General features: G+C 70.4%; 10 protein-coding genes. 6 read left to right on the top strand and 4 right to left on the bottom strand.

Annotation, left to right across the window (positions count from 1 at the left end):
* Positions 1 to 55: 55 nt before the first annotated feature.
* The gene (locus ACZ5VQ_RS14495; protein ID WP_469105161.1) at positions 56 to 190 is read right to left on the bottom strand and encodes an SPW_0924 family protein; all 135 of its coding nucleotides are present in this window, start codon (positions 188 to 190) and stop codon (positions 56 to 58) included.
* 152 nt (positions 191 to 342) lie between these two features.
* Positions 343 to 2,058, bottom strand: a complete 1,716-nt coding sequence (locus tag ACZ5VQ_RS14490; RefSeq protein ID WP_469105160.1) for a lytic transglycosylase domain-containing protein — start codon at positions 2,056 to 2,058, stop codon at positions 343 to 345.
* Between the two features lie 310 nt (positions 2,059 to 2,368).
* Between ACZ5VQ_RS14490 and ACZ5VQ_RS14485 the strand changes: the two genes are divergently transcribed.
* Complete coding sequence (locus ACZ5VQ_RS14485) at positions 2,369 to 3,223, top strand: DUF4184 family protein (RefSeq protein ID WP_469105159.1); 855 nt, start codon at positions 2,369 to 2,371, stop codon at positions 3,221 to 3,223.
* Here ACZ5VQ_RS14485 and ACZ5VQ_RS14480 read toward each other — a convergent pair.
* Positions 3,144 to 4,232, bottom strand: a complete 1,089-nt coding sequence (locus ACZ5VQ_RS14480; RefSeq protein WP_469105158.1) for a serine hydrolase — start codon at positions 4,230 to 4,232, stop codon at positions 3,144 to 3,146. The two genes, ACZ5VQ_RS14485 and ACZ5VQ_RS14480, sit on opposite strands and share 80 nt — an antisense overlap.
* 245 nt (positions 4,233 to 4,477) lie before the next feature.
* Positions 4,478 to 7,204: a DNA polymerase I gene (gene polA / locus ACZ5VQ_RS14475; RefSeq protein WP_469105157.1), complete on the bottom strand. Its 2,727-nt coding sequence runs from the start codon at positions 7,202 to 7,204 to the stop codon at positions 4,478 to 4,480.
* A gap of 188 nt (positions 7,205 to 7,392) precedes the next feature.
* Here polA and ACZ5VQ_RS14470 point away from each other — a divergent pair, with 188 nt between their 5' ends.
* From ACZ5VQ_RS14470 to ACZ5VQ_RS14450, 5 genes are all read left to right on the top strand, one after another.
* Positions 7,393 to 9,696 carry an FdhF/YdeP family oxidoreductase gene (locus ACZ5VQ_RS14470; RefSeq protein WP_469105376.1) on the top strand — a complete coding sequence of 768 codons (2,304 nt, stop codon included), beginning with the start codon at positions 7,393 to 7,395 and terminating at the stop codon, positions 9,694 to 9,696.
* A gap of 61 nt (positions 9,697 to 9,757) precedes the next feature.
* A complete protein-coding gene (locus tag ACZ5VQ_RS14465; RefSeq protein ID WP_469105156.1) occupies positions 9,758 to 10,246 on the top strand; it encodes a PaaI family thioesterase in 489 nt (162 codons plus the stop codon).
* A 66-nt stretch (positions 10,247 to 10,312) separates the two neighbouring features.
* Positions 10,313 to 10,723, top strand: a complete 411-nt coding sequence (locus tag ACZ5VQ_RS14460; RefSeq protein WP_469105155.1) for a hypothetical protein — start codon at positions 10,313 to 10,315, stop codon at positions 10,721 to 10,723.
* A 128-nt stretch (positions 10,724 to 10,851) separates the two neighbouring features.
* Positions 10,852 to 11,352 carry a Tat pathway signal sequence domain protein gene (locus tag ACZ5VQ_RS14455; protein WP_469105154.1) on the top strand — a complete coding sequence of 167 codons (501 nt, stop codon included), beginning with the start codon at positions 10,852 to 10,854 and terminating at the stop codon, positions 11,350 to 11,352.
* 280 nt (positions 11,353 to 11,632) lie between these two features.
* Entirely contained in the window at positions 11,633 to 12,868 is a 1,236-nt protein-coding gene (locus ACZ5VQ_RS14450) for a branched-chain amino acid ABC transporter substrate-binding protein (protein ID WP_469105375.1), read from the top strand.
* The last annotated feature ends 15 nt before the right edge of the window (positions 12,869 to 12,883 follow it).

Here is a 12,883-nt window from a genome sequence, read left to right as displayed (position 1 = left end):
CGGCCCTCCCTGTGCGTTGGGGGTGTGCGTCATGGGCGTGCGGTGCGGGCGTGTGTCACGGGTGTCTGGGGACGGTGGTGAGCAGCGGCTTGGGGGACGTCTCGCCCGCCGGTGAACCCATGGCCGTGACGGTGAGGACGAGCGCGAGCGCGACGGCGAGACCGGTCGCGGCGGCGATCAGGGCACGCATGCGGGGCCTCCCGACTCAGCGAAGCTGATACATCGTCAGGTCGGGCACCGTAGCAACGGGCGGGCGAGATGAGAACACGTTGCACACACAGAACGACGGTGCCCCTCCACCAGGTCGGTGGAGGGGCACCGTCGTTCTGAAGGCCTGCGAGGCTACGAGGCGGAGGGGCTCGGTGAGGCGGTCGCTGCCGCCGCCGTCACCTTCAGCTCGACCGTCAGCGTCGCGCCGCCGGTGGTGTTGATGCGGAGCAGGAACGTGCCGGCCGTGTCGTCCGCGTACAGCTTCGGGAGCTTCAACAGACCGTTCGCGTCCGTCTTGAGGCCCGTGAGGGTCCGTACGGTCTTGCCGTCCGTGTCCTTGAAGTAGGGGCCCTTGTCGTTGGCGGTCGCGTCATCCGCCGCCTTGATGAGCGTGGCGGTGGCCGCGACGCCGTCCGCGGCGGCACCCTTGTAGGTCGCCTTCAGCTCGACCTGGTCCGCGAACTCGCCGCCCGCGACGCAGGTCAGCGCGGTGTCGCTGGTACGAGCGAGGGCGTCGGCCTGGCGCGCGGTGACCGTCGCCCTGTAGTCGAGGCCGGTGACGGCACGGCCGACGACGGTGGCGCGGACCGTGAAGTCGCCCGTCTTCTCACCTGCCTTGAGGGCGGGCGCGGTGGCCACGCCAGAGCTGTTGGTGACGACGGTCGCGACGCTCTCGCCGCCGGTGAAGACGGAGTCGGTGTCGCCGACGATCGTGAACCGGACCCGGACCTTCGCGACGGCCTTGCCGGCCTCGGTCTCGGTGCGGGTGGCGATCTTCTCGGCGAAGGCGTCGCCCGCGGTCGCGGTGAGCTTGGCGGTGCCCGCGTCCTCCAGGTGGTCCACCGTGTCGGTGGGCGTGGGAGGCGCCGGAGTCGTCGGCGGCGTGCTCGGCGGCGGGGTCGTGGTGGGCGGCTTCGGACTCGGGCTGGTGGAACCGCCGCCGCCCGGCGTCTGGGAGCCGGGCGGGGTCGTGCCCGGCGGGGTCGGCGTCGGGGAGGAGCTCGACCCGTTGTTGTCGTCGCTGCGGCCGGAGGGCAGCGTGCCCGTGCCGTCCGGGACCTCGTGGGTGCCCTTGCGGTAGTACTCCAGCCACGACAGGACCGTGTTCAGGTAGTGCGTCGAGTTGTTGTAGCTGAGGATCGCGCGCCTGAGGTCGGCCTTGTCGGACAGGTCCCAGCCGAACCGGCACAGGTAGCCGCCGGCGGCGAGGGCCGCGTCGTAGATGTTGTTGGGGTCCTTCTTGCCGTCGCCGTTGCCGTCGCGGCCCGACCACTCCCAGGTGGAGGGAATGAACTGCATGGGGCCGACGGCACGGTCGTGGGTGGTGTCCCCGTCGTACTCGCCGCCGTCCGTGTCGGTGATCCTCGCGAAGCCGTTGCCGTTGAGGACCGGGCCGAGGATCGGGGTGATCGTGGTGCCGTTGGCGTCGACGCGGCCGCCGCGTGCCTGGCCGGACTCGACCTTGCCGATGGCGGCGAGGAGTTGCCAGGGCAGGTTGCAGCCGGGCTTGGATTCACCCAGCGCCGTCTCGGCCTTCTTGTAGGCGTCGAGGACGGTCGCGGGTATGCCGGCCTCGGCTTCACCCGTGCCGGTCGGCGTTCCGGTGCCCGTGGTGGGCGTCGGGGTGGGGCTGTTGAGCGGCGGGAGGTCGGTGTAGTACGGCGAGTTGCCGGTGGCGCTGTTGTCGGCGTCCGGGTCGGACGAGGGCTGGGAACCGGTGTTCTGTCTGCCCTGCGCGGTGTCGGTCACGCCCGGCGCCTGGGACGCGGACAGCGCCGCGACCGCGACCGCGGCCACAGCGGTGGTTGCCGCCCCCTTGACAACTCGCCTGCCGAATTGCGCCGCCATTGCGTGAACCCCTCCCGTGGACGATCGCCCGCGCGTCGCGCGTTTCCTGTTGTCCGGCCGCACTCCCCAGCACGGTGACCCAGGCGACCCTACGACAACTTCCGTTGCGCAGACACCCGTTCGTGCCCGTTTTTCACCGGTTGGCCATATCCCGTTTCTCCTGCCCTGGCGTCCTGGAGGCATGCGGGACCGACGGGAACTGCCGACCGCATACTGAGCGTCATCGATCAAGGGATCGCCCGGACCGTTCATGGCCGACAGGCCGTCGCGCGCGGTCGGTGGCGGTCAATGTCGTTCGCAAGGAGCCCCGTTGCCGTTCACCCTCAGCCATGCCGCGGCCGTCCTGCCGGCCGTGCGCACCGACGGGACCGGACGCGGCCGACTGGTTCCGGCCCTGCTCGTGGCCGGTTCGTTCGCGCCCGACATGACCTATTACGCGGCGAGTGTGCTGCCGGAGGCGATGGAGTTCGGCGACTTCACGCACTCCTTCACCGGGGTGTTCACAGTCGACGTACTGGTCGCCTGGGCGCTCGTGGGTGCCTGGCTGGTGCTGCGCGAGCCGTTGGTGGCCCTGCTGCCGCGCGGCCGGCAGGGACGGGTCGGGGCTCTTCTGCGCTGCGGTGCGCCGCGCGCCCGCGTCCGGCCCTCACTGGCCCTGTGGTGGTACGTGTCCGCGGTGGTCGGTTCGTTGACGCATGTGGTGTGGGATGCGTTCACGCACCTCGACCGGTGGGGCATGCGGGTCTTTCCGGTCCTCGGGCAGGAGATCGCGGGCTCACCGCTCTACTGGTATCTGCAGTACGGCGGTTCGGCGGTCGCCGCGGTGGTGATCGCGGCCTTCGTGGTGGTCGCCCTGCGGCGGCAGCGCGACACGGAGCCCGTGGGGGTGCCGGTGCTGTCCGTACGGGACCGGTGGCTCGCTGCGGCCGTGATCGGTGGCTGCGCGACGGTGGCCGCGGTGCGGCGGGCGACGCGCTGGTGGGACCACTGGTCGGCGAGCGCGAAGCCCTGGGAGCTGATTCCCACCGTGTGCTTCGGGGCGGGGGCGGGTCTTGCCGTCGGCCTCGCGCTGTACGGCGTGGCGGTCAGGGTGTGGCGTCCGGCTCCGGTTCGTCCCAGCCCGGCAGCGCTTCGTACGGAGCCGAGCCGTCCGACTCCTCGCTGATCGCGGTCTCCGGGGTGAGGTCGCGGCCGATACCGCGGCCCTGCCCCAGGCCCCGGTGGACGGCCTGGGCTATGCGCTCGATGGTGCGGACGCCGTACGCCATCGTCGGGTTGTCGTGGGACAGGACGACGATGCGGTAGCTGCGGCCCTCGCCGGTGAAGGCGCCGATGCTGTGGACGCGCCAGCCGTGGGTGGCTCTGGGCAGCCAGCCGTTCTTGACGTGTGCCGTCAGTCCCTGCGGCATGCCCGCGGGGACGCCCCAGCGCTGGTCCGCCCGGACCTCGGAGAGCAGCTTCAGGCCGTAGGCGCGGGTGCGGAGGAAGGACTGGGCGTTCGTCAGTACGTCCAGCAGGCGCAGCTGGTCGGTGGCCGTGGTGCGGGTGAGGCCCCAGTAGCGGCCCGGGCCCAGGAGGGTGGCGCTGGTGCGGACGCGGGTGAGGAAGTCGTTCAGATAGCTGCGGCCAAGGTCGGCCCAGAGGCGCACGGCCGAGTCGTTGTCTGAGCTGACGATCATGGGGCGTACGTTCGTCTCCTCCCACTGGGTGAGCCGGCGCCCCAGCTCCTCGGCGCGGCGGAGCAGTCCCTCCATGATCAGCACCTTGACGACGCTCGCCGAGTCGTACTGCCGCTCGCCGGCGCGTGCGCAGGTCAGTCCGGAGTCGTCCTGCACCGCCACGGAGACCGCGCCGTCCCTCGACGACAGGGCCGCCTGGATGTCCTGGGACAGCCGGGCGGCCAGATCGGGGGCATGGGGGGCCTGGCAGGTGACGGTGTCGGTGGGGTCGGCAGAGGAGGCGTGGTGGCCTGTGGCGCCCGGCCGGGAGTGCCGCCGGTCGGTCCAGTCGGTCCAGTCGGCGGTGTCGGCCGGGACACGTCTGGTCGTGGCGCCGGCCGGGATTCTGGGGCTGGCCGCGGTGGCCGCGACGGCGGGAACCGGGGTGAGGAGCACGGAGGCGAGGGCTGCGACGAGGGCGGTGCGGCAGTGTCGTACGTACCGCACGCGCTGCATGTGTCGTATGTGAGGACCCATGCCCGCATCCTTGCGGGGCGCTCCGCTGGGGGCTTGTGGTCGGGGGCCACGTGGGTGACGGGCCCCTCCGGGGGTTGGGGGGTCGGGGGGACGTTGGATGCCGGGCGCGGGTGGGTTTGGGCTGAGTGCGCAGTTTCCCGCGCCCCTAAAAACCTAGGGGCGCGGGAAACTGCGCGACTCAGCGCAAACCCACCCGCAGCCGAATACCGCGCCCCCGTGGAGGGCTAGTGGGCCGCCGACTCCCAGTCCGCGCCGGAGCCGACCGAGACATCCAGGGGAGCCCGGAGATGCACCGCGTTGGCCATCTCGTGGCGGACCAGTTCCTCGGTCTTCGCGCGCTCGCCCGGGGCGATCTCCAGGACGATTTCGTCGTGGACCTGGAGGAGCATGCGGGACTTGAGGTCGGCTTCCCGGAGGGCCCGGTCCACGTTGAGCATGGCGATCTTGACGATGTCCGCCGCCGTGCCCTGGATCGGCGCGTTCAGAGCCATGCGCTCGGCCGCCTCGCGGCGCTGGCGGTTGTCGCTGTTGAGGTCGGGGAGGTAGCGGCGGCGCCCGAAGAGCGTCGCCGTGTAGCCCGTCGCCCGCGCCTCGTCGACCGCCCGGCGCAGATAGTCGCGTACGCCGCCGAAGCGCTCGAAGTACGTGTCCATCAGCGCGCGGGCCTCACCGGCGTCGATGTTCAGCTGCTGGGAGAGGCCGAAGGCCGACAACCCGTACGCCAGGCCGTACGACATGGCCTTGATCTTGCGGCGCATCTCCGCGTCGACCGCGGAGCCCTCCACGGAGAACACCTGGGAGGCGACGGTGGTGTGCAGGTCCTCGCCGGAGGTGAACGCCTCCAGGAGGCCCTCGTCCTCGGAGAGGTGGGCCATCACGCGCAGTTCGATCTGGCTGTAGTCGGCGGTCATGAGGGACTCGAAGCCCTCGCCGACGACGAAGCCGCGGCGGATCGCGCGGCCCTCCTCCGTGCGGACCGGGATGTTCTGCAGGTTCGGGTCCTGCGACGAGAGACGGCCCGTCGCGGCCACCGTCTGGTGGAACGTGGTGTGGATGCGGCCGTCCGCGGCGATCGTCTTGATCAGGCCCTCGACGGTGACGCGGAGCTTCGCCTGCTCGCGGTGGCGGAGCATGATGACCGGCAGTTCGTTGTCGGTCTGGCCGGCGAGCCAGGCGAGCGCGTCGGCGTCCGTCGTGTAGCCGGTCTTCGTCTTCTTCGTCTTGGGCAGGCCCAGTTCGCCGAAGAGGACTTCCTGGAGCTGCTTGGGCGAGCCGAGGTTGAACTCGTGCCCGGCGGCCGCGTGCGCCTCCTTCACGGCCTGCTGGACGGCGCCCGCGAACATCTGCTCCATGGCTTCCAGGTGGGCCTTGTCGGCGGCGATGCCGTGCCGCTCCAGGCGGGCCAGGAGCACGGAGGTGGGGAGCTCCACGTCACGCAGCAGGTCGGCCGCGCCGACCTCCTTCAGGCGCTCGGTGAACGCCTCGCCCAGGTCGAGGATCGCGCGGGCCTGCACCATCAGCGCGTCGGCCTCGGCCCCTTCGTCGGCGCCGAAGGCGAGCTGTCCGTCGGCCGTCGCGGCGGGCGCCAGCTCACGGCCGAGGTACTCCAGGGACAGCGCGTCCAGGTCGAAGGAGCGGCGGCCCGGCTTGACGAGGTAGGCGGCGAGCGCGGTGTCCATGGAGACGCCCTCGATGCTCCAGCCGTGCTCGGCGAAGACCCGCATCACGGCCTTCGCGTTGTGCAGCACCTTGGGCTTGTCGGGGTCGGCGAGCCACGCCGCGAACGCGTTCTCGTCGGGCTCGTCCAGCTCCGACGGGTCGAACCACGCGGCGGCGCCGTCGGCCGCGGCGAGGGCGACCTCGGCGACCGAGCCCGTGCCGAGCGCCCAGGTGTCGACCGTGGCGACGCCCAGCACCGCGGTGCCGTGCTCGGCGAGCCACGGCTTGAGCTCGCCCGCGCCGAGGACCGTGCCGTCCACCGCAACGCCCGCGGCGGCCGGCGGACCGGCGTCCGCCTCCTCCGCCCCGGGGTCGACGGCCAGCAGCCGCTCGCGCAGCGAGGGGTTACGGATCTCCAGGGTGTCCAGGACCATCGCGACGGCCGTGCGGTCGTACGGAGCGCGCTCCAGGTCGGCGGCCGACTTCGGCAGCTCGACGTCGCGCACCATCTCCGTGAGGCGACGGTTGAGCTTGACCGCGTCCAGGTGGTCGCGGAAGTTCTGCCCGGCCTTGCCCTTGACCTCCTCGGCGCGCTCGACCAGCTCCGCGAACGACCCGAACTGGTTGATCCACTTCGCGGCGGTCTTCTCGCCGACCCCGGGGATGCCCGGGAGGTTGTCGGAGGGGTCGCCGCGCAGGGCCGCGAAGTCGGGGTACTGCGCGGGCGTCAGCCCGTACTTCTCGAAGACCTTCTCCGGGGTGAACCGCGTCAGCTCGGAGACGCCCTTCGTCGGGTAGAGCACGGTGGTGTGCTCGGAGACCAGCTGGAAGGAGTCGCGGTCGCCGGTGACGATCAGCACCTCGAAGCCCGCGGCCTCGGCCTGGGTGGCGAGCGTGGCGATGATGTCGTCCGCCTCGAAGCCGTCCACGGCGAACCGCTCGGCGTGCATCGCGTCGAGGAGCTCGCCGATCAGCTCGACCTGGCCCTTGAACTCGTCCGGGGTCTTCGACCTGTTCGCCTTGTACTCGGTGAACTCCTCGGAGCGCCATGTCTTGCGCGAGACGTCGAACGCCACCGCGAAGTGCGTGGGCGCCTCGTCGCGCAGCGTGTTGGCGAGCATCGACGCGAAGCCGTAGATCGCGTTCGTCGGCTGGCCCGTCGCCGTCGTGAAGTTCTCCGCGGGCAGCGCGAAGAACGCTCGGTACGCCAGCGAATGCCCGTCCATGAGCATCAGCCGCGGGCGTCCGCCGCCGGAGGTCTTCTCGGTCTTCTTCGATGCTGAATCTGCCACGCCCCCGATCCTGCCACGCCCCACTGACAGTCGGACCCGCCCCGCCCTCCACGACCGCCCCCGCGCCGTGTCCCTCACACCTTTCACACCGCACGCGATCATCGCCCCGGACGGGCCGCGATCGTTGTCACCACCACGTGGGAGGATCGAGGACGTACCTCATACGTGTGCTCGAAGAGGAGGCCGAGATGGCCGGCAAGCCGCCCCAGAGTGATCCGGTTCAGGACGCGCCACAGGTCGCCGGCCCGAAGCACGCCGCCGCCGGACTGCCCGCGGTCGGGCACAGCCTGCGCATGGCCCAGCAGCAGATGGGTGTGAAGCGCACGGCGCTGACGCTGCTGCGGGTCAATCAGAAGGACGGCTTCGACTGCCCCGGCTGCGCCTGGCCCGAGCCGGAGCACCGGCACACGGCGGAGTTCTGCGAGAACGGCGCGAAGGCGGTCGCCGAGGAGGCCACCCTGCGCCGGGTGACCCCGGACTTCTTCGCCGCGCACACGGTCGCCGACCTCGCGACCCGCAGCGGCTACTGGCTGGGCCAGCAGGGCCGTCTCACCCAGCCCATGTATCTCGCGGAAGGCGCCGACCACTACGAGGCGGTGCCCTGGGAGCGCGCCTTCGACATCATCGCCGAGGAGCTCACCGGCCTCGACTCCCCCGACGAGGCGCTGTTCTACACCTCGGGGCGCACGAGCAACGAGGCGGCGTTCCTGTACCAGCTGTTCGCCCGCGAGTTCGGCACGAACAACCTGCCGGACTGCTCCAACATGTGCCACGAGTCGTCGGGTTCCGCACTGAACGAGACGATCGGCATCGGCAAGGGCAGCGTCCTCCTGGAGGACCTCTACAAGGCCGACCTGATCATCGTCGCCGGGCAGAACCCGGGTACGAACCACCCGCGCATGCTCTCCGCCCTGGAGAAGGCGAAGGCGGGCGGCGCGAGGATCATCACGGTGAACCCGCTGCCCGAGGCGGGCATGGAGCGCTTCAAGAACCCGCAGACCCCCCAGGGCATGTTCAAGGGCGCCGCGCTCACCGACCTGTTCCTGCAGATCCGCATCGGCGGCGACCAGGCCCTCTTCCGCCTCCTGAACAAGCTGATCCTCGCTGAGTCCAACAGCGCCTCCGGCGCGGGGTCGGGCGCCGTCGACAAGGCCTTCATCGACGAACACACCCACGGCTACGAGGAGTTCGCGGAGGCCGCCCGCGCCGCCGACTGGGACGAGACGCTCACCGCGACGGGCCTCACGCGCGCGGAGATCGACGAAGCCCTGCGCATGGTCCTCGCCTCGGAGCGCACCATCGTCTGCTGGGCGATGGGCCTCACGCAGCACAAGCACTCCGTGCCGACCATCCGCGAGGTCGTCAACTTCCTTCTGCTGCGCGGCAACATCGGCCGCCCGGGCGCGGGCGTGTGCCCGGTGCGCGGCCATTCGAACGTGCAGGGCGACCGCACGATGGGCATCTTCGAGCGCCCCGCGCCCGCCTTCCTGGACGCCCTGGAGAAGGAGTTCGGCTTCGCCCCGCCGCGCGGCCACGGCTACGACGTCGTACGGGCCATCCGCGCCATGCGTGACGACAAGGCGAAGGTCTTCTTCGCGATGGGTGGCAACTTCGTGTCGGCCTCCCCCGACACCGAGGTCACCGAGGCGGCCATGCGCCGCGCCCGCCTCACCGTGCACGTGTCGACGAAGCTCAACCGCTCGCACGCCGTCACGGGCGCGCGTGCCCTGATCCTGCCGACGCTGGGCCGCACCGAGCGCGATCTCCAGGGCAGTGGCGAGCAGTTCGTGACCGTCGAGGACTCCATGGGCATGGTGCACGCCTCTCGCGGCCGGCTGGAGCCCGCGAGCGAGCACCTGCTGTCCGAGCCCGCGATCGTCGCCCGCCTCGCCCGCCGCGTCCTCGGCGACGAATCCCGCACGCCCTGGGAGGAGTTCGAGAAGGACTACGCCACGGTCCGCGACCGCATCGCGCGAGTGATCCCGGGCTTCGAGGACTTCAACGCGCGCGTGGCCGACCCGAACGGCTTCGCGCTGCCGCACGCCCCGCGCGACGAGCGCCGCTTCCCCACGGCCACCGGTAAGGCCAACTTCACGGCCGCGCCCGTCGAGTACCCGAAGCTGCCCGAGGGCCGGCTACTCCTGCAGACGCTGCGCTCGCACGACCAGTACAACACCACGATCTACGGCCTGGACGACCGCTACCGGGGCATCAAGAACGGCCGCAGGGTCGTCCTCGTCAACCCCGAGGACGCCCGCGAGCTCGGCCTCGCCGACGGCTCGTACACCGATCTGGTCGGTGAGTGGAAGGACGGCGTGGAGCGGCGCGCCCCCGGTTTCCGGGTCGTGCACTACCCGACGGCACGCGGCTGCGCGGCCGCGTACTACCCGGAGACGAACGTGCTGGTGCCGCTGGACGCCACCGCCGACACCAGCAACACGCCCGCCAGCAAGTCCGTCGTCGTGCGTCTGGAACAATCGGCAGCCAACTGAGCGTTCGCTTAGCGAGCGCGGCCGCTCGGGCGGCGTGATCGACGACGAAGGAGCAGAACCCATGGGCGAGCAGCACCACGCGAAGTTCCCGCAAGAGGTCATCGACGAGTACGCGGCGCTCGGCGTGGACCTGGTCGCCATGTTCTCCGCCGGACACCTCGGCACGCGCATGGGCGTCCAGGTCGTCGAGGCCTCCGCGGACCGCGTGGTGGGCACCATGCCGGTCGAGGGCAACACCCAGCCGTACGGGCTCCTGCACGGCGGCGCCTCCGCCGTGCTCGCCGAGACACTCGGCTCGGTCGGCGCCATGCTGCACGGCGGCAGCTCCAAGATCGCCGTCGGCGTCGACCTGAACTGCACCCACCACCGGGGCGCCCGTTCCGGCCTGGTGACCGGCGTGGCCACGCCCCTGCACCGGGGCCGCTCGACAGCCACGTACGAGATCGTGATCAGTGATGAGGACGGCAAGCGGGTGTGCAGCGCGCGGCTGACGTGCCTGCTGCGCGACGTGAATCCGAGCGACGCCGAGCGCGTCAACGCGACGAACTGACCCACCGGAAAACCCTTGTCCGCGGGCGGCGTTGATCCCGGGCAACCGGCGGCATAGCGTCAAGGGATGGGAACGGGTGGGGCCCCCTGGCGGGGGCCGGTGCTTGGACTGGTGCTCCTGACCGGCGCTCTGGCCACCGGGTGCGGCGAGTCCGGCCCGCAGGGCGGGACGGCGGGCACACGGGCCGCCTCCGGTGTGCCGTCGTCACCGCCCGCCACACCTCCCGAGGACCTGTGCGCCCGGATCGTCGCCCACTGGTCGCGGGAGGTGCTGGACAGCGGCACCTACGGGGACTACCAGTCAATGGGCCTGTCCAACGGGCAGTACGGGATCCTGATGGAGGTCGTGGACGCGGCGCGGGCCGAGAAGAAGCGCTCCGGCGAACAGGCGGCGCGGGAACTGATCGACCGCAGTACACGCGAACGCTGCGCAGAGCGCTACCGCGACGGCAATCCGACGGGAGGGCCCTGGAGTTGAGCGGCGTCGGTCCGGTCGAACCGGGCGAGGGCACACACGCGTGGGACACCGTCGAACCGGTCCCGCCGCTCCTCCCCGGGTCCCCGCGCGAACGTCTGACAAGTCTGTACGCCCGGCACCGCCGTGCCATGCTCGCATCCGCCACCGCGGTCGCCCTCGTCGCGGGCGGCGGCTACCTCTTCGCGACCCGGCCCCACGATCCGCCACCGCCCGAAGCGCCCTACCCGTCCCAGGCGGTGGCCATCACCTATCTCGGCACTGAGGGCCCGCCCGCAAACGCCCCCAGCAGGAGCTTCAGCTTCGCGGTGCAGGTCACCGCGCAGTCCGGACCCACGATCACCATCGTGCGCATCTCGCAGCCCTACGCGACCCTCTCGCTGACGTCGGTCCCGCGCCCGCCGTTCCGGACCAAGCCCGGTTTCGGTCACAAGATCGTCGTCACGATGCATGTCACGGAATGCGCGAATGTGCCGTCAAACGCCGCTCTCCCTTTCCTGGACGTAACTCTGCGTAATACGCGCGCAATAGAAGACCACAGCTTCATCCTGGGTGAGCGCTATGCGCACGACCTCTCAGGAGCCCTGCAAGTAGCCTGCAGCAACGACTCCCGGTCATCACCAAAACGGTAGGACGCTCCTGAAATGACCACGGCACGTCCTGCAGGTTCTCACTATGTGGACCGGACGAATCGGCCGGAATTCTGCCCATCCACCCACTGAGTACCGCTCTGCATTACCTCGTGTCATAACAAGAGCGTCACAGCATGACTCAGACTCTCCTCCACGTTCCCCCGACACGCCTAGAGTCACGGCCAGTCACCGCGCCATCGGATTCGAATTATTTTCGGCCCAGCGCTCGACTCGGCCCGTTCCACGAGGAAGGGCCGTGCCAGGGAAAGGACTGCTGATCGTGCGTCAACGTTCGCTCATCGCCATCACCGCCGCGTTGGCGGCGGGAGCACTCACCCTCACCGCCTGCGGCTCGCGCGACGAGGACGGCGGCGGTTCGGACTCCAACGGCGGTGGCACCACCGTCGTCATCGGCGTCGACGCCCCGCTGACCGGCGACCTCTCCGCGCTGGGCCTCGGAATCAAGAACTCCGTGGACCTCGCCGCCAAGACGGCCAACAAGGAGAAGACCGTCGAAGGCGTCACCTTCAAGGTCGAGGCCCTCGACGACCAGGCGCAGCCCTCCTCGGGCCAGCAGAACGCCACCAAGCTGGTCGCCGACAAGGACGTCCTCGGTGTCGTCGGCCCGCTGAACTCCTCGGTCGCCGAGTCCATGCAGAAGGTCTTCGACGACGCCAAGCTCGTCGAGGTCTCCCCCGCCAACACCAACCCGGCCCTGACCCAGGGCACGAAGTGGAACGGCGGCGAGAAGGCCCGCCCGTACAAGTCGTACTTCCGCACCGCGACCACGGACGCCATCCAGGGCCCGTTCGCCGCGCAGTACGTGTACAACGACGCCAAGAAGAAGAGCGTCTACGTCATCGACGACAAGAAGACCTACGGTGCCGGCCTCGCCGCCACCTTCACCGACGAGTTCAAGAAGCTCGGCGGCAAGGTCGTCGGTACGCAGCACATCGACCCCGACACCAAGGACTTCTCCGCCGTCGCCACCCAGGTGAAGAGCTCCGGTGCCGACGTCGTCTACTACGGCGGCGAGTACCCGCAGGCCGGCCCGCTCAGCAAGCAGATCAAGGCCGCGGGCGCCAAGATCCCGCTGGTCGGCGGCGACGGCATCTACAGCGCCGACTTCATCAAGCTGGCCGGCGCCAGCGGCACCGGCGACCTCGCCACCTCGGTCGGCGCGCCCGTCGAGGACCTGCCCTCCGCCAAGGAGTTCGTCGCCAGCTACAAGTCCGCGGGCTACAAGGAGGCCTACGAGGCGTACGGCGGCTACTCCTACGACTCGGCCTGGGCGATCATCGAGGCCGTGAAGAAGGTCGTCGAGGACAACGACGGCAAGCTTCCGGACGACGCCCGCGCCAAGGTCACCGAGGCCATGCAGGGCGTCACCTTCGACGGCGTGACCGGCAAGGTCGCCTTCGACGAGTACGGCGACGCGACCAACAAGCAGCTCACCGTCTACTCCGTCGAGGGTGGTACCTGGAAGCCGGTGAAGTCCGGCACCTACACAGGCTGATCCACACCCGCATCA

The organism is Streptomyces sp. NPDC033178, from assembly GCF_055577685.1.
Note: the sequence above shows the minus strand (reverse complement) of the source record. Positions and strands in the feature narration are given on the sequence as shown.